Raw genomic sequence first — 19,190 nt, 5'->3', positions numbered from 1 at the left:
CCAACGCAGAAGAAGGACACGCAGATGAGCATCATCACCACCACTCACCTCAACTTCCCCGGTACGGCGCGGCAGGCGCTCGACTTCTATCAGTCCGTGTTCGGGGGCACCGTCGTCGCGGCGACCTACGGTGACCTCGGCATGCCGGCCGATGCCCCCGGTGCGGACAAGATCGTCTTCGGCCAGGTCGAGAACGACCACGGGTTCCGCGTCATGGCCTACGACATCCCTGGACAGGACACCACTGACACGTCGCGCACCGCCGGGAGCACACGTCGTGAGAACGGCGTCACGGTGACCGATCGCACGTTCTTCCAGTCTGTGCGCGGCGAGACGCTCGACGAGGTCACCGCGATCTGGAACGCGCTGGCAGCCGGCGCGGACGTCGTCGAGCCCCTCGCCGTGTCGCCGTGGAGCCCGGGCTTCGGAATGCTCACCGACCGTTTCGGCGTGACCTGGGTGATCGACGTGCAGCCCGCACACGGCGCCTGATCGGGCCGCGGCCGGCCCTCGCTCGGTGGGGGGCCGGCCGCTGCAATGTAGGCGCCTGATAATATGGCGGCTAATGAATGAGATTCTCGATCTGAAACACGAGCTTCTGCGATCACGGGCGGACAGCGGGCCTGGCGCGGAGCTCATCTTGGGGCTGTTGACCACGGCACGCAAGATCGACGCCGCCTGTGCGGAGATCCTTGCCCGGTACGGGCTGTCGGAGGGTCGCCTCGCGGTGCTCCTGGCAGTGAGCGATACTCCCGGCATCGCGCCCGGGCAGGTGGCGGAACAACTGGGGGTGACCAGGGCCACCGTCACCGGCCTCACCGATGCCCTGGAGAAATCCGCCCTGCTGGAACGGTCGGCCGTGAGCGGGGACCGCCGCTCACTCAGCCTCCGGACCACCTCGGCCGGCGAAGCGCTCGTGGCCGAACTCAGCCCCATCTACCGTGACTGGCTGACGGTCATCGCGGTGGATGTCTCTGCGGATCAGGAGCGTGCGACGTCGGCTGCTCTCGCCGCGATCCAGCGGCGCCTGGACGAAACCCCGTGACCGTCGCCAGCCGCGGGGCCGCGAACGCCCACGCCGTGCAGTCCGGCCGTGCGGAGTCGCGCACGCTCGCCGAGATCCTCGCCATCGATCACGGCGAGCTGCTCGATCATGTGCTGCCCGCTGCGCCCGAGGCGTTGCGCGCGGCGGTGCGAGAGGCGCAACCGCTCGGCATCCTCGCCCGGATGCAGGCCATCGGCGTGGCCCTTCATGCGCAGCTCGGCGCAGAGGCGTGCACCGCACTGACCGAGCACGTCTCTGACACCGTGCGCGGTTGGGGCTGGTTCGCGCTCACCGCCGCACCGAGCGCGCAGGCACCGGCGGACCTGATCGGACTCGTGCTGCCGGCTGCCCACGACCCGCATTTCGGTGTGCGCGAGTGGGCCTGGATGACGGTACGCGTCCCGCTCGCGGCAGATCTCGCCGCGAGTATCCCGGCACTCGCGGCGCTCACCGACCATGCGTCGGAGCGGGTTCGGAGGTTCGCCTGTGAGACGTTGCGGCCCCGAGGCGTGTGGGCGAAGCACATCCCCGCGTTGAAAGCCGATCCGCAACTCGGAGAGGCGATTCTCGAACCGTTGCGAGCCGATCCCTCGCGCTACGTGCAGGACTCGGTCGCGAACTGGATCAACGACGCCGCCAAGACCCGACCGGACTGGGCGACCGCCCTCGGAGAGCGCTGGACGGCCGAGAGCGTGGAGACGAGCACCGCGAGGATCATCCGCCGCGGCCTCCGATCCCTGTAGCTCCCGGCGAGGTGCACGGCACCGCGGCGATTTCCGTACGCTGGGCTCATGACGACGTCCGCCTCCGTTGTGCAGCGCCCGGTGCGCCGGCGGCTTCCGTGGGTGCTGATGCTTCTCGCGACGGTGCTCGCCCTCGGAACCGTCGCGTTCATCTGGCTCGTGGCCGTGCCCGTGGGGCCCCTCGTCTGCGCTGCGGTGGATCCGCCGACGAGCAACTGCTTCCTGTCTCACCGTCAAGGGAGCGCGCTGGTGATGACCGTGATCGTCATCGCCGTCTACCTCCTCGCCCTCCTCCCGGCGCTGCTCCGTCGCGCGCGCGGTGTGCTCGTCGTCGGAGTGGTCCTCCTCGCGTCCGCGCCGTTCGTGTCATACGCGGTGGTGGCCTGGGCGCCGGGTTTCGCGATGGCGTGAGAGCACCTCTGCACTGGTGAACGGGCGCTCGATCAAGGAAGATGTCGATCACCGCCTCGGTGAAGCGATCGCATCCGATCGGATCGCCACAGCATCTCGAACGAAAGGCCTACCGGAACGATGACCACCCTCACGATCGGAACTGCTCTCGGCGATCCCGACGCCAAAGTCGCGCTGGACGCGAGGCGTTTCAACCGCCACACGTTCTGGGTCGGTCAGAGCGGAAGCGGCAAGACCTACGCGCTCGGCGTGGTGCTCGAGCAGCTCCTTCTGGAGACCGAGCTGCCGATGATCGTCTTCGACCCGAACGGGGACTTCACCCGGTTGCAGGAGACGCGCCTCACGGCGAACGAGGCGGATGCGGCCAGAGTCGCGGCATCGGACATCCGTGTGTTCCGTTCCGGGGCAGGGGAGGGGGAACGACTGCACGCGCGGTTCGTCGATCTCTCGGCAGCCTCGAAGGCGGCGGTGCTGCAGATGGACCCGATCGCGGACGCGGACGAGTACAACGCCCTGATCCATCTGGAGCAGGACGCCGAGAGCTTGGACGGGCGCGGCATGGTGCCGGACCTGCTCGCGTCGGCCGACCCTGCCAAAGTGAGGCTCGCGAAACGTATCGAGAATCTGCAGGTACTCGAATGGAACCTGTGGTCTCGCGGTGCGAATTCCGTCGTCGACGTCGTCGATGACAGGCCGCGTGTCACGGTCCTCGACCTCGGCGGCTTCGAGCACCCGGCGGAACCCAAGGTCGCCGCCCTCGCGGTGCTCGAACATCTCTGGGCGCGACGTGAAGAGCGGCGCCCCGTGCTGATCGTGATCGACGAGGCGCACAACCTCTGCTCACCCAACCCTGAGACCGCGGTCGAGCGGGCCCTCACCGAACAGCTCGTGCAGATCGCCGCCGAGGGGCGGAAGTTCGGGCTGTGGCTGCTGCTCTCCACGCAACGGCCGACGAAGATCCATCCCAACGTGCTCTCGCAGTGTGACAACCTGGCGCTCATGCGTGTCAACGCGCCCCGTGACCTCGCGGAACTGGCCGACGTGTTCGGGTTCGCCTCGGAGGACGCCATCCGGCGCTCCGCGGAGTTCGTGCAGGGGCAGGCCCTCTTCGCGGGCGGGTTCATCTCGGCGCCGACATTCGTGCAGATGGGGGCGCGGATCACGGAGGAAGCCGGAGGAGACGTGAAGGTACCGCTGCGTGCCGAACGTTGAGAGGGTGTTCGGTGTGACAGACGAGAGGAAGACGCGGCGATCGGCTGCCGACGACGGGATCCTCCGGGTCCACCGAGCGTTGAGGTCGGGGTTCGGGACCGAAGCGGCCGTGTACGGCACGATTCTGGTCAGCGGCCTCGTCGCGGTGTCGTCCGCGCACGGCGAGACGTCGTTCGCGGTGCTCCTCACCGTCGCGGTCACCGTCCTCGTGTTCTGGGGAGCCCACGTCTACGCCGGAACGGTGGCGAGGGTCAGCGACCGTGCGGAACGTGAGCAGGGGGAAGCGGTCGGCGTGCGAGCAGCGTTCGCCGCGTCCGTGAAGCACTCCCTCGGCATGCTCAGTTCCGCGACCGTGCCGGCCGTCATCCTGCTCGCGGGAACGACGCGGGTGATCCCCGACGGGCTCGCGAACGACCTCGCGCTCTGGTCGGGAGTCGTGATCCTCGCCTTCCTCGGCTATGTCGCCTTCCTCCGCCGGGGGAGTCCCTTCTTCGTCCGCGTCCTCGGCGCCCTCGGAACCGCATCCTTCGGGCTCGTCTTCGTCGTTCTGAAGGCTCTCGTGCACTGACGGCGCGTACGGTCAAGGGGGTGGCCGCTCCGGGGCACGTCCGCGACCCGGGATAGGCGGCGCGCCCGTCAGGTGAGGATCACGAGTTCTCGCGTCGCGCGGGCGGAGACGACGCGGCGAAGACCGTGCGTCCCGCGATCACGGTCTGCACGACCCGGGCGCTCAGCAGCGTCTCGAGATCCCTGCTGAACGGATCGGCGTCCAGGACCACGAAATCGGCCGCGGATCCGGGGGTGATACGTCCGCGCCAGCTTCCGTCGCCCATCGACGTCGCCGCATCTCGCGTGGCATGCGCGATCGCCCGTTCGAGCGGGAGCGCTTGCTCCGGGTGCACGCCTGCCATACCGGGCACCAGCGCGGACGCTCGGGTCGACGCGACGAACATGTTCGGGAGCGCCTGATGCGGAGCGGTCGGCGCATCGGTGGAGAAGGCGAGGAGCGCACCCGCCTGCTCGTACTCCGACCAGGCGAACGCGCGGTCGACGCGTTCGTCTCCGAGGCGTGCCGCCCAGTTCCCGAAGATCGCCGGGTCGGCGTGCACAGGCTGCATGGAGGCGGTGACGCCGAGGCGCGCCATCCGTTCCGCCGTTCCCGGCGCTGCGTACTCGAGGTGTTCGATGCGGTGTCGGCGCGGTCGTTCACTGTTGGTCGCGATCGCGTGCTCGATCGCGTCGAGGGCGAGCGTGCTCGCGGCGTCCCCGATCGCGTGCATGGCGATCTGCAACCCGGCCGCATCCGCCGCCGCGACGACCGGGAACAGGCGCTCGGCGGGCCAGATCGGCCCCGCGTTGGTGCCGTCCGCGTACGGCGCGCCCATGGCTGCCGTACAGGCATCGATGGTGCCGTCGAGGACGAGCTTGATGCCGAGCACGCGTGCCCCCGCCGTCGGTGTCGAGGCGTGCGCGGCGGCCTGCTCGACCTGCGCGAGGTTCGCGGCATCGTCGCCGATGTTCGCGACGAACCAGTGCGCGGCGACACGCAGAGGCAGTTCGCCGCGCTCGGCGGCGCGTGCGAGTGCGGCGAGCCCGAGCTCATCGAAGGCCATGTCCACCGCCCCCGTCACGCCGGCGGCGATGTAGGCGGACACGACTCGCCGGACCGCCGCATCGCGCTGCGCGTCGGTCGTGTTCGCGTCGCGGTGCGCCCAGGCATGCAACTGTGCGGCGGTCTCGTAGAGCATTCCGGTCGGCTCACCGGATGCGTCGCGGGCGATGCGTCCGCCGAGGGGATCGGGCGTGTCCCGCGTGATCCCCAGCTCCGCGAGAGCCGCCGTGTTCACCCAGCATGAGTGGTAGTCGTTCGCGTCGAGGTAGACCGGGATGTCGGCGACGACCGCGTCGATCATCGCGGCGGTCGGCTCTCCGTCCGGGATCGCATCGAAGAGCCAGCCGCGCCCGCGAAGCACGCCAGATGCCGCCTCGCGAGCCCTGCGAAGTCGGCGCTGTATCTCCTCGAGAGAGGTGGCATCCGTGAGCCCCACCTGCCCCAGGGCTTCGCCCATCATCAGCAGGTGGGTGTGCGCGTCCGTGAATCCGGGGAGCACGGTGCGACCTTCCAGGTCCACCACCGTGTCCGCGGCGGGCGCGTCGGTGTCGGATCCGACGTGGACGAACACGTCGTCGTCGACGACGACCGCGTCGGCCCATCGTGATTCGTCTCCGGTGAAGATCCGGCCGTTGCGGTAGAGGGTGCGGGTCATGCGTCGTTCTCCTGTGCGGTGAGGCGTTCCAAGCGGGTCGAGACCAGGGCGATGGCTCCGGTGGGGATGGCCAGGACGAAACTCGCGATCCCGAGTGCGACGGCGAAGCCCTGGTAGCCGAGGGCTCCGACGAGCGCTGCGCCGATCACCGGCGTGAGCGCTGATCCGACGAGGTACACCGCCAGCAGCGGGCCCGACCAACGGCCGTCGGCATCCAGCGCGGCAGAGGTCGAGACGAAGTACATGAACGCGATGGCATACACGGAGTTCCAGGCGATGAAGACGACGATGAAGGTGGTCGGGTCGGTCACGAAGCCTTCGCAGATCTTCAGGACTCCACCGGCGATCAGCAGGATCACGAGAGGGACGGCGCGCCCGAAACGGGCACCGACGATCATGAGCAGGATCGAACCGAGGAGTCCGCCGGCGGTCGCACCGCTGAGTGCGATCCCGAGGCCTTCCGGTGTCAGGGCTGCTTGTTCCGCGCCCATCACCCCGGCCATGGCCCAGAGCGAATCCTCGCTCACCGCCCACAGCGCGAACGTGATGAGGAGCCCGAAGCCCGCGATCGTGACCTTCCGCGAGCGGGCCGGGGAGACGCGAACCGTCCCGGTCGGCGGGATCTCGATCGGCATCGCCTCGGCGACGGCTGCTCCCGCCTGTGGAGCGACGACCGGTGCGGCGGGGAGCCACACCGAAGCGACCAGGCCGATCAGGTTGAACAGGGCCAGCGCGCCGAAGACGTCGATCGGCGCGAGCCCGATGAGGGGGATCACGGCGAGCACCACGGTGATGACCCCGCGATTGGCGAGCCCGTTGAAGCCGGCGACCCGGTCCGGGTTCCGGAAGGCGGCGAGGGCGGCGCCAGAGGCGGCGACGGCACCGCCGGCTCCTGCTCCTCCCAGGAGCAGGCCCGGGAGTATGGCCGCGGGGGCGAGCGCGGCGGTCGCGAAGCCGATCACGGCGAGGCTGAGGCCGGCGCGTGCCACGGTCCGACGGTGAATCCCGGCGCACAGCGGAGCGATGGCCAATCCGGTGACCGCGGTGAGGAGGAGGGTCGCGGTGACCAGCCAGCTCGCGGAGAGGACGTCGATTCCGAGGCCGCTCTGGGCGGCGGAGATCATGTACGGCGACAGGTTGACCCCGAGGTATCCCGCGATCCCGATGGCGAAGGTGGCGGTGGCGGTGGGGAGACGGAGGGGGATCCGGGTGCGGAGGTCGAGAGTGGTCATGAGGCTCCAAGGGGAGGGCACGGCATTGTGCGCGAGGGAGGGCAGTGGGCGTGCGTCGGTGGGCACGACTTCATAAACGAATGGTGTTCGTCAACGAATGGTGTTCACTATTATGCACAGGAGAGGGTTCGTGCGGAACCCCGATCTTCATGTCCGGTCTTCCGGAGAAAGCGAGCCCACCATGCCCAGGCCCTCTTCCCCGCTGCTCTCTCCGGAGATCATCGGATCCGCCGGGCTGGCGCTCGCGAAGGCGGGGAAGCCGTTCGGGGTCAACGCGATCGCGCGCGAGTTGGGCGTGCGGCCGTCCTCGTTGTACAACCACGCGGACGGCATGGATGAGATCCTCGAGCTCATGCGCGGCAGGCTCGTGGAGGAATACCGCGTCGAGTGGCGGGGCGAACCCTGGCCCGAGTTCCTGCACGTGATGCTCCGCACGCAGCGTCGGATGTACGCGGATCACCCGCAGCTCGTGCCCTTGCTGGTCGGCAAGACGATCACGAGCCCCGCGGTGATCGCCGTGTACGACGACCTGGCATCGGTGCTCGTCGACGGGGGGTTCCCCGAAGATGAGGTGCTCTCGGTCATCGCCGTGCTCGACGCCTTCGCGATCGGCTTCGGTCTCGACCTCGCCTCACCCGACGAGATCTGGCAGCCCGAGGGCGAGACGCGCACTCTCGGTCGGCTCATCGACGGAGCCGAACAGGGGAGTGCGCGATCGGATCGCACGTTCGAGCTCGGCGTCGGTCTTCTCATCGACTCCCTGCGTGCACGGCTCACCCGGTGAGCGATCGTGAGATCCTCCTCGATCTGACGTAGCATGCACTCTGCCTCATCCACCGATCTCGAGGAGGACACATGACGACCTGGAACCCCGAGGAGCTGGCCCGCATCGCCGCGCCGGAGATGTTCGACCTCTCCGCGCAGCTCGCAGACGGCACGACGCCGAAGACGGTCGGCATCTGGGCGGTCGCCGTGGATGGTCGCCTGTTCGTTCGCTCCTACACGGGCATTGCCGGCAAGTGGTACGCCCCGGCTCTCGCGAGCCTGCGAGGGCGTGTCTCGGCGGGCGGCATCACGAAGGACGTCCGCTTCGAGCCCGTCACCGACGAGGCGACCAATGTGGCGATCGATGCCGAGTACCTCGACAAGTACACGCCGAGCCCCTACGCGCCGGAGATGGGACAGGAACCGGTGCGGTCGAACACCCTCGAGGTCATCCCGATCGACTGAGTGCGGTTCCGAGGCGTCGGGTGCGGCGCGGGAGTGGGCCCTCCCGAACGATCCGCCCCAGACGTATCGCCGAGAGGGCTCTCCGTCCTTCCCGGACGGTGGGGGAGGCGGCGAAGTTCGCTGCGCTCACGGCTGAATCCCCAGTCCATCAGCCTCGTAGCCCCCGCTACGTGAGCAGAGTATCGCTTAATCGCCTTGTCCGCCATTTGGGGGACAAAGATATTTTCGGAACTTTCTCGCTGAGACGTTCTGTTGCCTTCCGGGCGGCGTTGCCTAGGGTGGACACATGGACAGGTTGCTCGTCGTCGCCGCGCAGGTCGCCATCGCTCATGGGCACCGGGTCGAGGTGACGGAGCAGATCGACCCGCTCGCCGGGGAGCCTGTGGTCCTGTCCATCGTCGACCTCGACACCGGTATCCGCTACCGACGTGCAGAGGATCCGAGTGGCGACCTCTCTCGGTGGATCGGACGTGTGTTGGAGTGCACGGTGACCATCGGGGGAGCCGACTCCCGCACCTCTTTGCTCGTCGATCCCATCGGTCCGGGGGCGACCGGAGCGAAGCGCGCTCTGCGTGGCGCGGACGCCGCCGCGGATGCCGCGAAGGCCGAGGCCGACAGATGGGGCGGCGCCGACCGTCCACCTCCCGAGGAACACGAACGCTTCTGGTGACGCCGAAGCCGGGTGCAGGGCTCCCGTCGCTCATCGGAAGTCCCTGGACCGGTGTGTGAGGCCGGTGCGGAGATCCTCGAACCCGTCGGCGAGCACATTGACCACCCCCTCGCTCGACCGCTCCAGGATGCCGCGGATGATGAGAGCCGGTGAATCCCGGGCGACGCGACGGTAGCGGTTCCAGACCCCTGCCGAGCAGACGACGTTCACCAGACCGCTCTCGTCCTCGAGGTTCACGAAGGTGATCCCGGCGGCCGTCGCCGGTCGTTGCCTGTGAGTGACGAGTCCCGCGACCTCGATGCGCCGACCGACCTCGTGGCTCTGCAGATCGACGGCGGTGAGCACCCCGCGGGTGCGCAGTGCCTCCCGGAAATGCGCCATCGGATGGTCATCGGTGGACACGCCGGTCGCCCAGAGATCGGCGGAGAGACGCTCGTAGCTGGTCTGGTCGGCGAACAGGGGAGGCTGCACGGCGACCGTGGTCCCCGGGAGGAAGCGTGAGCGGTCGTCCGCCGCGGCTCCGGCCAGCCAGATCGCCTCTCGGCGCTCCAGCCCCAGACAGTCGAAGGCCCCTGCCGTGGCGAGGGCCTCCAGCTGTGCGGCGGTGGCATCCGTACGCCGCACCAGATCGTGCAGATCCCGGTAAGGACCGTGTGCGTCACGTTCCGCGACGATCCTCTCCGCCAACGGCACACCGATCCCCCGGATGCCGCTGAGGCCCAGTCGCACCGCGAATCCGCCGTCCCTGCGGTGGGCAGCGGACTCGTCGGGAGCCTCCCGGTCGAAGCGGAGGACAGCAGGTTGAGGAGCGGCGAGGCACTGCGTCCGGCCGGTGGGTCCGCCTTCGGAGTCATCGGCGAGCGGCTCCAACGAATCCGTCGCTCCGGACAGGTGCAGATCGGGCCGACGGACCTCCACTCCATGCCGCCGTGCATCCGCAGTGAGGGTCGCGGCGGAGTAGAAGCCCATCGGCTGCGCGCGCAACAGCCCGGCGAGGAACGCGGCGGGATAGTGCAGCTTCACCCAGGAGCTGGCGTAGACCAGCAGGGCGAACGACAGCGAGTGCGACTCGGCGAACCCGAAGTTCGAGAACGCCTGGATCTGCGCGTAGATCCGGTCAGCGGCGTCGGCATCGAGCCCTCGTCTGCTCATGCCCGCGTAGAGCTTGTCCTTGACCTTCTCGATCTTCTCCAGCCCGCGCTTGGAGCCCATGGCGCGCCGCAGCAGGTCGGCCTCATCCGCGGTGCAGTCACCGATCGCCGTCGCCATCTGGATGAGCTGCTCCTGGAAGATCGGAATGCCCAGCGTGCGTTTCAGGATGTCTTCCAGATCGCTGTGCGGGTAGGGAATCGTGAACTCCACGGGGTCTTCACCACGCCGTGCGCGCTCCCGGTTCTCCTCGTCGACCCGGTCCTTGGCGATCTTCCGCCGCACGAACGGATGCACCGCACCGCCCTGGATGGGGCCGGGACGGATGAGGGCGATCTGGATGGCGAGGTCGTAGAAGCTCCGCGGCTGCAGACGGGGGAGCAGCCCGATCTGTGCGCGGGACTCCACCTGGAAGACACCGATGGAGTCCGCGCGACAGAGCATGTCGTAGACGGCGGGCTCCTCCTTGGGGATGGTCTCGAGCCGCCACTCCTCACCCGTGGCCTGTCGGATCAGATCGAAGCAGTGCTGGAGGGCGGCGAGCATCCCGAGGCCCAGGAGGTCGAACTTCACGAGCCCCATGAACGCGGAGTCGTCTTTGTCCCACTGGATGACGGTGCGGTTCTCCATGCGCGCATGCTCCACCGGTACGACCTCGCCGACCGGACGTGCGGTGAGCACCATGCCGCCGGAGTGGATGCCGAGGTGGCGGGGGGCTTTCAGCAGTTCGCCGGCATAGGCGAGCACGTTCTCGGGGATGTCGTGGTCCTCGGCCGGCTCCAGCCCCGCACCCCAGCCGTCGACCTGGCGGGACCAGGCGTCCTGCTGACCGGGGGAGTGACCGAGCGCTCTGGCCATGTCGCGCACCGCGTTCTTCGGCCGGTACTGGATGACATTCGCCACCTGGGCCGCCCGCTCCCGGCCATACTCCTGGTAGACCCACTGGATGATCTCCTCGCGACGGTCGGAGTCGAAGTCGACGTCGATGTCAGGCTCCTCCGTCCGCGTGGTCGCGAGGAACCTCTCGAAGGGGAGACGGTAGAGGATCGGGTCGACCGCCGTGATCCCGAGCAGGTAGCAGACCGCGCTCGCCGCAGCCGAACCTCGCCCCTGGCAGAGGATGCCGCGTCTGCGTGCCTCGGTGACGATGCCATGCACGATCAGGAAGTATCCGGGGAAGTCCTTCTCCTCGATCACATCCAGCTCACGGGCGATCCGGTGCTTGCCCTCCTCGTCCAGGCGGGGATACTTCGACGGCACGGCCGCCCAGACCAGGTGACGCAGCCAGCTCATCGGTGTATGCCCCTCCGGCACCTTCTGCTGCGGGAGCGCGGGTCGTGCCAGGCGCAGGGGGAAGGCGGAAGCCGTCGCCAATTCGAGCCCGTAGGAGATCGCTCCGGGATGCCGGTGGAAGCGCGCCGACATCTCTGCGCCGCTGCGGAGATGGGCGCCCCCGTGCGCGGGCAGCCAGCCGTCGAGCTCATCCATGCTCCGCACCGCGCGGACCGCAGCCACGGCCTCGGCGAGTGGCGCCTGTGCAGGAGTGGCGTAGTGCACGTTGTTGGTCGCCACCACCGGCAACCGCATCCGTCGTGCGAGCCCGGCGAGAGCGTCGTTGCGGCGGGTGTCCAACGGGTCCCCGTGGTCGAAGAGTTCGACGGCGACGTGATCGCTTCCGAACAGGTCGACCAGGGTTCGCAGCGGGGTGAGGCCGTCGCCTGCTTCGAGCCCGCGGCGCACGGCACCTTTGCGGCAACCGGTCAGGATCGTCCAGTGGCCTCCTGCACGTTCGGCCAGATCGTCGAGGTCGTATACCGGTCGTCCTTTCTCGCCCCCGCGCAACTGCGCCGCGGTGATCGCCCCCGAAAGGCGGTGGTACCCCTCCTTCCCCCTGGCGAGGACCAGCAGATGTTCTCCCGCGGGGTCGGCGGAACCTCGTTGCGGCGCGGGCAGATCGAGGGACAGCTCGGCCCCGAACACGGTCTGCAGCGGACTCTCCATGAGGTCGGCGACTTCGGCGAAGCGTGCGGCACCGTAGAAGCCGTCGTGGTCCGTGAGCGCGAGTGCGGTCAGTCCGAGGCGGTCGGCTTCGGCGAGCAGATCTTCGGGGGAAGAGGCCCCGTCGAGGAACGAGTAGGACGAATGGGCGTGCAACTCGGCGTAGGGCACGGCATCGTGCGGACGGGGGATGCCGACGGGGGGAGTGCGCTTGCGGCGACGGCTGACCGGTCCGGGATCGCTCCGTGTGTTCTTCGGCTCGGCGCCCGGAGGGGGCGAGGGGGACTCCTCGCCGCTGAGGGTGCGCTCCAACTCGTTCCACGACAGGGGCGGATTGTGCCAGCCCATCAGCGATACCTCCCCTCGGCCCACCAGCGCTCGCCGGTGTGGAAGACCAGCCAGGCGCGATCCTGGTCATCGACGATCTGGAGCCGATGCCCGCGTTTTCCGCCCCCTGCTGCCCAGCGGCGTTCGTGAACGGGCCAGGGACCGGCCCAGGCCTGCACGGAGACACCCTCGATGCGGGCGGGGTCTTGCGAGAGGGTTCCGCGTTCATCGACGCTGACCGTGGTCTCATCCGCGGCGAGGACTCCGATGGGGCGCGGGGGGTGGAACACCTCGGCGGGCAGAGGGTCGGGGAGGCTGCCGGGCCACGGCGACCCCGGATCCCGTGGAGGGACGGCGCGCTCCCCCCACGGGGTCAGCACCTGACGGTCGGCGAGCCAGCGACCACCGGAGATCGCCGCGGTGACCACGCCCTGATGGCCCAACATGGTCTGCACGCGCGAGACCGCGTGGTGCAGGCGCTCATCGGTGCCGGAGCCGAAGAGCCCCGGTTGGTGATGGGCGGCATCATCCACAGCGGCGGGGGTGATCCGTACGGCGGTGATGCCGCCGAACGCTCGTGCCTCGTCGACCGGTTCCTTCGCGGACTGCGTGGCCAAGGCCTCCAACTGCCAGCGCACCCGATCGACGAGGTCGGAGGCGTCGAAACAGGTGGGGTGCAGCCAGGATCTCGAGAAGACCGCCCCGTTGTCGTCGGTCAGATCGATCCGCACCTCCGTGCAGACGACCGAGGCCTCACCGAGAGCGAGCATCACCGCGTCGGCTGTCTGCCGCACCGCGAAGGCGATCTGATCGGCTCCGCCCAGCGGCGAGTCGAACTCGACGCTGCGCACGAGCTCGGGGTCGGGTGGGCGCGGGGTCAGGGGGCGGGAGTCGGCACCCGCGGCGAGCGCGTGCAGACGCGCACCGTGTTCACCGAAGCGGTCGCGCACGTCAGGCGCGGCGAGGGCGGTGAACTCGCCGAGGGTGCGTATGCCGAGCCGGAGGAGGAGTCCGGTGATCTGTTCGTCGCGCAGCACCTGCACGGGGTAGGGGGCCAAGAACTCCCGGGCGGTGCCGGACGGTACGACCGTCCAGGGCGTCGGGCCTCGAGCGGCGATCTCGGCGGTGAAGGGGCCGTCTGCGATGCCGATGCGCACCTCGGGGAAACCGGCCTCTCCGAGGACGGTGGCGAGTGACGCGGCGGCCTCCGCTTCCCCACCGTGATAGCGGGAGATGCCTCTGGCGCGGAGGATCGCGAGTCCGGGGCGCAGCAGAGTGACTCCCGGGGCGTGCTTCTCGATGAGTTGGAGCACGGGAAGGAAGGCGCGTTCGTCACGGGCCGGGTCGTGCGGGAGGACCTGGAGGGAGGAGAGGTGGCCCTGCGCGACTCGGCGGCGCTGACCGGTGCGGACGCCGTGCTCCCTGGCGGAGGCGGTGCAGGCGACGATCGTGTTGGCTTGCACCAGGGCGGTGGGCGGATGTGGAGATGCGCCGCCGAGCGCGGCTCGCATCGGCCAGTCGGGGAACCACAGCACGAGGACACGGAGAGGGGCGTTCATCCTGCTTCCGCCCATCGCAACAGCTCCGGGGGAGCGGATTCCCCGAGGGAGGACCTCTCCGGCGAGAGCGCAGGGAGTGCGGTGAGCTCTGCCCCGACGGCCTCGAGAGCGCCGTGCCCTCCCGGCAGCTGCACGCGCACACTCGAGGGGCGAGGGCTGTGTCGTGTTTGCGCCGTCACCGTCACGGTGCAGTCGGAGAGCAACCCCCAGCCGGCGCCGAGACCGTGCCAGTGCGGGTCATGAAGGCGTATCGTGCCCTCGCTCTGCGGCCATCGTCCGGCGCCGGGGGACTCGGTGACCAGAAGCGTGCAGCCGCGATCACGCAGGCGAGCGCTCAGTCGGGAGACGTCGGCGTCTCCGGCCCGGGCGCCGGGGGCGACGACGATCAGAGGCACGACCTCGGCCAGCGCGGAGGTCGCCGCGAGCCAGCGCTCGCCGGGGGTGGGCACGAGGATCAGGCGGGCGAGGTCGATGCCGAACGCGGCCGCTGCTTCGACGCCGAGCGTGGGCATGCCCACCACCGCGCACCAGTGCCCTTTCCGGGATGCGGCGCTGAGCAGCGCGAGCACCAGGCTCGGCGAGGGGGAGACGGTATAGGACGTGCCGGTCTGCAGGCCCTCTTCCGGCAGGAGCGCCGCGAAGGCGGGATCGAGGGGGAGCAGCGTATGCTCGCTGCGACGTCGTTGCATCCTGCTGATCTCGCGGCGCAGTCGCAGTACTTCACCCGCGCGGGAGTCGCTCGCCGGAGAGAGCGAGGTCACCGCATCGAGCCCGATCACCATGCGTCCATTCTCGAAGATATGTACGAATAAAACAAGTCGCACAGATGACGATAGTTCGTACATCGGACATCGCGTCGAGTTCTCCACAGGGCCCACGCGGGCGATCCGCCCATCTCCTAACCTGCGGGGATGGACATCCGGTTCGCCCTCATCGCCCTCGTGCACGTCGCCCTGGTCGTCGTCGGCGGCGCACTGATCGTGATCGACGCCCGCACGCACCGACTGCCCGACCTGATCGTGCTGCCGACGCTCGCATCACTCGCGGCCCTCACCGCGGTCGACGCCTTCCTCACCGGGCGCGGCGACGCGCTCCTCCGCGCCCTCCTCGGCCTGGTGATCCTCGGCGGGTTCTATGCCGTGCTGCGAGCGATCAGCCGCGCAGGGATGGGCGGCGGCGACGTGAAGCTCGCTGCCGTGATCGGCCTCGTGCTGGGGTGGCACGGGTGGGATTCGCTCGTGATCGGTGCCGCGGCGGCATTCGTGCTGGGCGCGTTCTACGCACTGGCGCTCATCCTCCTGCGTCGCGCGACGGGGGCGACCCGCATCGCCTTCGGGCCCTGGATGATCGCCGGAGCCCTTCTCGGCATCGTCCTCGGCTGAATCCGCCCGTCCTCGTGCCGACACCGCGAGGACGGGCTACCCTGAGCACATGGCACTCGCACGACTTCACGGCGGCCCGCTGGACGGGCAGATCATCCCTCTCGGCGATGCGGACGACAAGCTGATCGTCCCCTACAGCGAGACGCAGGTGGTGTACAACCGCCGCGGTGGGCCTCAGAACACCGGTCCGGATGACGGGCCCACGGAGGTCGACTACTGGTTCGAGGAGTCTCTCGAGGATCTCACGCTCGACGATGACTGAACCGTCTCGCACCGTCGAGGTCGAACGCAAGTACGACGTCGACATCGAGACCCCGTTGCCGCGCTGGGACGCGATCCCCGGCGTCGACGCCGTCACCGCCGGCGAGCGTCGCGCATTGGACGCCCGATACTTCGACACCGCCGACGGTGCGCTCGCTCGTGACGGCGTGGCGCTGCGTCGTCGTACCGGCGGGCCGGACGCGGGCTGGCACGTGAAGGGTCCTCGCCAGGGCGACGGCCGGCTCGAACTCGGCTGGCCGCTCGGCGACGGTGACGACCTTCCTCCGGCCGTCGCGGAGACCGTCGCGACCTGGACGACCGCACCGCTCACCCCGCTGGCGCGCATCGAGAACGATCGCACCGCCTATCTGCTCAGCGGTCCGGACGGGGTCGTGGCCGAGTTCGTCGACGACCGGGTGCGGGCCACCGACCTCCGCGGCGGCGTGCAGCGCCAATGGCGCGAGTGGGAGATGGAGCTGGGGCCCGCCGCTCCCGACGATGAGCTGCGGCGCACGGCGTTCTTCGACGCCGTGGAGCACGCCGTCCTCGCCGCGGGCGGCCGCGAATCGGCATCCGGCTCCAAGCTCGCTCGCGCGCTCGGTTTCTAGGCAGAGGCCGCTCGCGAACGCAACCCCTTCCCCCAGGGGCGCGGCGCATGCTTGAGTGACAGCATGAGCCGACCGCCTGTGCTTCGATCGCTGCAGACGATCGTCCCCGAAACCGTTCTCGTGCAGGAGCAGGTGCGCGACGTCTTCGCGCAGCAGCCCGATCTCGGACGGCTCGCGCAGCGGATCGTGACGACGTCGTTCAACGTCTCGGGCATCGACACCCGGCACACCGTGATCGATGAGCTGTCGCTGGAGTCGGAACCGGCCGACCCCGTCTTCTTCGACCGTCGTACCGGGATGCTCCTCGCGCCCGGCACGAGAGCACGCAACGACCTGTACACCCGGGAGGCGGCGAAGCTCTTCGTCGAGGTCGCGCGGCAGGCCCTCGACGCCGATCCTGAGATCGGCCCCGAAGACGTCACCCACGTCATCACGGTCTCCTGCACCGGGTTCCACGCCCCGGGTCCGGAGTACGAGATCGTCCGCGGACTCGGACTGTCCGATGCGGTGCAGCGTTTCCATCTCGGCTTCATGGGCTGCTACGCGTCGATGCCGGCGTTGCGTGCGGCGAGCCAGTTCTGCGTCGCCGATGAGAACGCCGTGGTCCTGGTCGTCAGCGTCGAGCTGTGCACCCTCCATCTGCGTTCCTCCGAGGACCCGGACACGATCGTCGCGTCCTCGTTGTTCGCCGACGGTGCGGCAGCCGGCATCGTGACGTCCCGTGATCTTCCGTCGCCGTCCTCCTCGCTGCAGCTGGACCGTTTCCACACGGCCATCGCGCCGGAGGGCGAGAAGGACATGGCTTGGACGATCGGTGACACCGGCTTCGAGATGATCCTCTCGACGTCTGTTCCGCAGATCATCGGGGAGACGATCATCGGTGCCCTTCGACCGCTGTACTCGGCCGAAAATGGCCTGGCCGAAGCCTTCGAGGCCGGGACGGTGGGGGACCAGGTGCAGCATTGGGCCATCCACCCCGGCGGCCGCAGCATCCTCGACCGGGTGCAGGAGCGGATGCAGCTCAGCGACGCGCAGCTGCACCCGGCGCGGGAGGTCCTGCGGGAGAACGGCAACATGTCGAGCGCGACGGTGCTCTTCGTCCTCAAACGGATCCTGGAGGCTGAGGGGGCCAGTGGCGGAGAGCGCGTGGCGGCGATGGCTTTCGGGCCAGGGCTCACGGCCGAGAGCGCGCTGATGACCGTCGTCGCGCCGACCGGGTCATGAGCCCCGATCTCACGCTGCGAGATGGGGAGGTCCGCGAGCGGATGGACGATCCGCATGCGGACGCTCGGAAGCTGGCGCGGACCTACGGACGGTTCGGTCTCGTCAACGCGCTCGTCTCCCGGCCCGGGGCGATGTATCGGCGCGACATCCGTCCTCGCGCGGCGCGTACCGGGCGACTGCGGATCCTCGATGTGGGGGCCGGTGGGGGAGACCTCTGCCGATTGCTCGCGTGGCGTCTGTGTCGAGACGGTCTCTCGGCGGAGGTCACCGCGCTCGACGCCGACGACCGTGCGATCCGCTGGGCAGCGGCGCATGATGGCGGTGCGGGCGTGCGATACCGCTGCGCGCTGACCGCGGAGCTCGTCGCCGCGGGGGAGACTTACGACGTCGTGCTGTCCAACCACGTGCTGCACCACCTCGATGACGACGAGCTCCAGGGCGTGCTCAGCGACTCCGTGCGCCTCGTCGCTGCGGACGGAGTGGTGGCGCACCACGACATCGCCCGCAGCCACACCGCGTACGCCCTGTTCGCCGCGGCCACCTGGCCCATCTCCCGCAACCTCCTCGCCGACTCGTTCATCCGCGAGGACGGGCTCCTCAGCATCCGTCGCTCCTACACCCTCGCCGAGCTCGCGGCGGTCGCCCCAGACGGGTGGAGCGTACGCGGCGGTGCACCCTTCCGCGTGGAGCTGCGATGGGACGGGGCACATGCCCGACCATGACGTGCTGATCGTCGGCGCGGGGCCGGTGGGTCTGCTGCTGGGCTGCCTGCTGCTGCAGCGCGGTCTGCGGGTGGTGGTGTGCGAACGTCGAGCGGACGCGGATCAGCGGACCAGGGCGATCGGCATCCACCGCCCCGGGTTGGACGCGTTGGACGCCGCGGGCGTCGGAGACGAGGTGCGCGCGGAGGCGCTTCGGCTCGAAGGTGGGGAGGTGCGCAGCCGTCGGCGCACCCTGGCGTCCGTCGACTTCGCATCGGATCGTCCGGTCCTGATCCTCCCGCAGCCGCGAAGCGGCGCGCTGCTGCGGGGCCGGATGCACTCGCTCTCGGAGGAGGCCCTGATCACCGGATGCGCCGTTCGCCTCGTCCGGCAGGACGCGGATGCCGTGCACGTCACGGCGGACTCCGCGGAGGGAACCCGCATGATCTCGGCGGCCGTGGTCGTGGTGGCCGACGGCGTGCGGAGCCGTCTGCGTGAGGGGCTCGATACCGGATGGCGTCGTCGGGCCGGACGCGCCGCGTATTCGATGCTCGATGTCGAGGAGCCGACGTCGGAGAACCGGGCCGTCCTGCACTGCGAGCCGGAGGGTCTGGTCGAGTCCTTCCCTCTCCCCGGTGGTCGCCGTCGATGGGTGGTGCGGGGCGGTGCAGACGCCCTTCGCACCGCCGATGACTTCCGTGCGACGATCGAGCGGCGTACCGGGATCGGCATCGAACCGGCCGCCACGGACGCCCCCACTCCCTTTCTCGCCGCACAGCATGCGGCGACGCGCCTCCATCAGGGCCGGGTGGTGCTTCTGGGCGATGCCGCACACGAGATCAGTCCGATCGGCGGACAGGGCATGAACCTCGGGTGGGTCGATGCCGTTCGTCTCGCGGAACGACTCTCCTGCATGCGGCCCGGCGCGGTGCCGGAGCTGGGGCCGTACGACCGACGGGTGCGCCGATCGGCATCCCGGGCGCAGCGCCGCTCCGCGTTCTACATGGCGATGGGGGCGCCCGCCCCGGCGCCGGTGGTGCGCGGCAGGGAGATGCTGATGCGTGCACTCGGGTCCGCTCCGCTGCGCGGCTGGACGGCAGGGCTCCTCACGATGCGCGGCCTGTGACGCACGAAGGCCCGGTCCGCACTCTGCGAACCGGGCCTTCGTGAT

General features: G+C 69.4%; 20 protein-coding genes. 15 read left to right on the top strand and 5 right to left on the bottom strand.

Annotated elements, in window-relative coordinates:
* The first annotated feature begins 24 nt into the window (after positions 1 to 24).
* The 6 genes from E0W80_RS03580 to E0W80_RS03555 all read left to right on the top strand — a co-directional run bounded on the left by E0W80_RS03580 (position 25) and on the right by E0W80_RS03555 (position 3,979).
* Positions 25 to 492 (top strand): VOC family protein, encoded by a 468-nt coding sequence (locus E0W80_RS03580; RefSeq protein WP_131491315.1) that lies wholly within the window; start codon positions 25 to 27, stop codon positions 490 to 492.
* A 157-nt stretch (positions 493 to 649) separates the two neighbouring features.
* The gene (locus E0W80_RS03575; protein WP_165875379.1) at positions 650 to 1,045 is read left to right on the top strand and encodes a MarR family transcriptional regulator; all 396 of its coding nucleotides are present in this window, start codon (positions 650 to 652) and stop codon (positions 1,043 to 1,045) included.
* Positions 1,042 to 1,788: a DNA alkylation repair protein gene (locus tag E0W80_RS03570; protein WP_131491313.1), complete on the top strand. Its 747-nt coding sequence runs from the start codon at positions 1,042 to 1,044 to the stop codon at positions 1,786 to 1,788. The genes E0W80_RS03575 and E0W80_RS03570 overlap by 4 nt, the downstream gene beginning before the upstream one ends.
* A gap of 48 nt (positions 1,789 to 1,836) precedes the next feature.
* Positions 1,837 to 2,199 carry a hypothetical protein gene (locus E0W80_RS03565; protein WP_131491312.1) on the top strand — a complete coding sequence of 121 codons (363 nt, stop codon included), beginning with the start codon at positions 1,837 to 1,839 and terminating at the stop codon, positions 2,197 to 2,199.
* A 120-nt stretch (positions 2,200 to 2,319) separates the two neighbouring features.
* Positions 2,320 to 3,411, top strand: coding sequence for an ATP-binding protein (locus tag E0W80_RS03560; RefSeq protein WP_131491311.1), 1,092 nt, complete (start codon positions 2,320 to 2,322; stop codon positions 3,409 to 3,411).
* Between the two features lie 13 nt (positions 3,412 to 3,424).
* A complete protein-coding gene (locus E0W80_RS03555; RefSeq protein ID WP_227991692.1) occupies positions 3,425 to 3,979 on the top strand; it encodes a hypothetical protein in 555 nt (184 codons plus the stop codon).
* Between the two features lie 79 nt (positions 3,980 to 4,058).
* On the opposite strand, the gene E0W80_RS03550 is transcribed toward E0W80_RS03555, so the two are convergent.
* Together E0W80_RS03550 and E0W80_RS03545 are read right to left on the bottom strand one after the other, a co-directional pair.
* Positions 4,059 to 5,678, bottom strand: coding sequence for an amidohydrolase (locus tag E0W80_RS03550; RefSeq protein ID WP_131491310.1), 1,620 nt, complete (start codon positions 5,676 to 5,678; stop codon positions 4,059 to 4,061).
* Positions 5,675 to 6,910 (bottom strand): MFS transporter, encoded by a 1,236-nt coding sequence (locus E0W80_RS03545; protein ID WP_131491309.1) that lies wholly within the window; start codon positions 6,908 to 6,910, stop codon positions 5,675 to 5,677. Before E0W80_RS03545 ends, E0W80_RS03550 begins: the two co-directional genes overlap by 4 nt.
* A 181-nt stretch (positions 6,911 to 7,091) precedes the next feature.
* Here E0W80_RS03545 and E0W80_RS03540 point away from each other — a divergent pair, with 181 nt between their 5' ends.
* The 3 genes from E0W80_RS03540 (at position 7,092) to E0W80_RS03530 (ending at position 8,810) form a co-directional block, all read left to right on the top strand.
* Complete coding sequence (locus tag E0W80_RS03540) at positions 7,092 to 7,694, top strand: TetR/AcrR family transcriptional regulator C-terminal domain-containing protein (RefSeq protein WP_165875378.1); 603 nt, start codon at positions 7,092 to 7,094, stop codon at positions 7,692 to 7,694.
* 71 nt (positions 7,695 to 7,765) lie between these two features.
* The gene (locus tag E0W80_RS03535; protein WP_131491307.1) at positions 7,766 to 8,140 is read left to right on the top strand and encodes a DUF2255 family protein; all 375 of its coding nucleotides are present in this window, start codon (positions 7,766 to 7,768) and stop codon (positions 8,138 to 8,140) included.
* 286 nt (positions 8,141 to 8,426) lie between these two features.
* Entirely contained in the window at positions 8,427 to 8,810 is a 384-nt protein-coding gene (locus E0W80_RS03530) for a hypothetical protein (protein ID WP_047521905.1), read from the top strand.
* A gap of 30 nt (positions 8,811 to 8,840) precedes the next feature.
* On the opposite strand, the gene E0W80_RS03525 is transcribed toward E0W80_RS03530, so the two are convergent.
* From E0W80_RS03525 to E0W80_RS03515, 3 genes are read right to left on the bottom strand one after another with little or no spacing between them, the layout of a single operon-like run.
* Positions 8,841 to 12,305, bottom strand: coding sequence for an error-prone DNA polymerase (locus E0W80_RS03525; protein WP_131491306.1), 3,465 nt, complete (start codon positions 12,303 to 12,305; stop codon positions 8,841 to 8,843).
* A complete protein-coding gene (locus E0W80_RS03520; RefSeq protein ID WP_131491305.1) occupies positions 12,305 to 13,843 on the bottom strand; it encodes a DNA polymerase Y family protein in 1,539 nt (512 codons plus the stop codon). The genes E0W80_RS03525 and E0W80_RS03520 overlap by 1 nt, the downstream gene beginning before the upstream one ends.
* On the bottom strand, positions 13,840 to 14,625 hold the full coding sequence (locus E0W80_RS03515) for a hypothetical protein (protein ID WP_240740449.1): 786 nt from the start codon (positions 14,623 to 14,625) through the stop codon (positions 13,840 to 13,842). The genes E0W80_RS03520 and E0W80_RS03515 overlap by 4 nt, the downstream gene beginning before the upstream one ends.
* Positions 14,626 to 14,754: 129 nt before the next feature.
* Here E0W80_RS03515 and E0W80_RS03510 point away from each other — a divergent pair, with 129 nt between their 5' ends.
* The 6 genes from E0W80_RS03510 to E0W80_RS03485 all read left to right on the top strand — a co-directional run bounded on the left by E0W80_RS03510 (position 14,755) and on the right by E0W80_RS03485 (position 19,145).
* The gene (locus tag E0W80_RS03510; protein WP_131491304.1) at positions 14,755 to 15,225 is read left to right on the top strand and encodes an A24 family peptidase; all 471 of its coding nucleotides are present in this window, start codon (positions 14,755 to 14,757) and stop codon (positions 15,223 to 15,225) included.
* Between the two features lie 49 nt (positions 15,226 to 15,274).
* Positions 15,275 to 15,487, top strand: coding sequence for a hypothetical protein (locus E0W80_RS03505; protein WP_047521915.1), 213 nt, complete (start codon positions 15,275 to 15,277; stop codon positions 15,485 to 15,487).
* Positions 15,480 to 16,094, top strand: coding sequence for a CYTH domain-containing protein (locus E0W80_RS03500; RefSeq protein WP_131491303.1), 615 nt, complete (start codon positions 15,480 to 15,482; stop codon positions 16,092 to 16,094). The genes E0W80_RS03505 and E0W80_RS03500 overlap by 8 nt, the downstream gene beginning before the upstream one ends.
* Positions 16,095 to 16,157: 63 nt before the next feature.
* The gene (locus tag E0W80_RS03495; protein WP_240740448.1) at positions 16,158 to 17,318 is read left to right on the top strand and encodes a type III polyketide synthase; all 1,161 of its coding nucleotides are present in this window, start codon (positions 16,158 to 16,160) and stop codon (positions 17,316 to 17,318) included.
* The gene (locus E0W80_RS03490; RefSeq protein ID WP_131491302.1) at positions 17,315 to 18,040 is read left to right on the top strand and encodes a methyltransferase domain-containing protein; all 726 of its coding nucleotides are present in this window, start codon (positions 17,315 to 17,317) and stop codon (positions 18,038 to 18,040) included. The genes E0W80_RS03495 and E0W80_RS03490 overlap by 4 nt, the downstream gene beginning before the upstream one ends.
* Positions 18,027 to 19,145, top strand: a complete 1,119-nt coding sequence (locus tag E0W80_RS03485; RefSeq protein WP_131491301.1) for an NAD(P)/FAD-dependent oxidoreductase — start codon at positions 18,027 to 18,029, stop codon at positions 19,143 to 19,145. Before E0W80_RS03490 ends, E0W80_RS03485 begins: the two co-directional genes overlap by 14 nt.
* The last annotated feature ends 45 nt before the right edge of the window (positions 19,146 to 19,190 follow it).

Origin of the sequence: Microbacterium sp. PI-1 (assembly GCF_004337555.1) — a bacterium.
Taxonomy (GTDB): domain Bacteria; phylum Actinomycetota; class Actinomycetes; order Actinomycetales; family Microbacteriaceae; genus Microbacterium; species Microbacterium aurugineum.
This window is presented reverse-complemented; position numbering and strand designations above follow the sequence as displayed.

What these genes read in the sequence shown, in the direction of transcription:
- E0W80_RS03580 (WP_131491315.1), top strand. Translation starts at nt 25, where the DNA reads ATGAGCATCATCACCACCACTCACCTCAACTTCCCCGGTACGGCGCGG.
- E0W80_RS03565 (WP_131491312.1), top strand. Translation starts at nt 1,837, where the DNA reads ATGACGACGTCCGCCTCCGTTGTGCAGCGCCCGGTGCGCCGGCGGCTT.
- E0W80_RS03560 (WP_131491311.1), top strand. Translation starts at nt 2,320, where the DNA reads ATGACCACCCTCACGATCGGAACTGCTCTCGGCGATCCCGACGCCAAA.
- E0W80_RS03550 (WP_131491310.1), bottom strand. Translation starts at nt 5,678, where the DNA reads ATGACCCGCACCCTCTACCGCAACGGCCGGATCTTCACCGGAGACGAA.
- E0W80_RS03545 (WP_131491309.1), bottom strand. Translation starts at nt 6,910, where the DNA reads ATGACCACTCTCGACCTCCGCACCCGGATCCCCCTCCGTCTCCCCACC.
- E0W80_RS03540 (WP_165875378.1), top strand. Translation starts at nt 7,092, where the DNA reads ATGCCCAGGCCCTCTTCCCCGCTGCTCTCTCCGGAGATCATCGGATCC.
- E0W80_RS03535 (WP_131491307.1), top strand. Translation starts at nt 7,766, where the DNA reads ATGACGACCTGGAACCCCGAGGAGCTGGCCCGCATCGCCGCGCCGGAG.
- E0W80_RS03530 (WP_047521905.1), top strand. Translation starts at nt 8,427, where the DNA reads ATGGACAGGTTGCTCGTCGTCGCCGCGCAGGTCGCCATCGCTCATGGG.
- E0W80_RS03525 (WP_131491306.1), bottom strand. Translation starts at nt 12,305, where the DNA reads ATGGGCTGGCACAATCCGCCCCTGTCGTGGAACGAGTTGGAGCGCACC.
- E0W80_RS03520 (WP_131491305.1), bottom strand. Translation starts at nt 13,843, where the DNA reads ATGAACGCCCCTCTCCGTGTCCTCGTGCTGTGGTTCCCCGACTGGCCG.
- E0W80_RS03515 (WP_240740449.1), bottom strand. Translation starts at nt 14,625, where the DNA reads ATGGTGATCGGGCTCGATGCGGTGACCTCGCTCTCTCCGGCGAGCGAC.
- E0W80_RS03510 (WP_131491304.1), top strand. Translation starts at nt 14,755, where the DNA reads ATGGACATCCGGTTCGCCCTCATCGCCCTCGTGCACGTCGCCCTGGTC.
- E0W80_RS03505 (WP_047521915.1), top strand. Translation starts at nt 15,275, where the DNA reads ATGGCACTCGCACGACTTCACGGCGGCCCGCTGGACGGGCAGATCATC.
- E0W80_RS03500 (WP_131491303.1), top strand. Translation starts at nt 15,480, where the DNA reads ATGACTGAACCGTCTCGCACCGTCGAGGTCGAACGCAAGTACGACGTC.
- E0W80_RS03495 (WP_240740448.1), top strand. Translation starts at nt 16,158, where the DNA reads ATGAGCCGACCGCCTGTGCTTCGATCGCTGCAGACGATCGTCCCCGAA.
- E0W80_RS03490 (WP_131491302.1), top strand. Translation starts at nt 17,315, where the DNA reads ATGAGCCCCGATCTCACGCTGCGAGATGGGGAGGTCCGCGAGCGGATG.
- E0W80_RS03485 (WP_131491301.1), top strand. Translation starts at nt 18,027, where the DNA reads ATGCCCGACCATGACGTGCTGATCGTCGGCGCGGGGCCGGTGGGTCTG.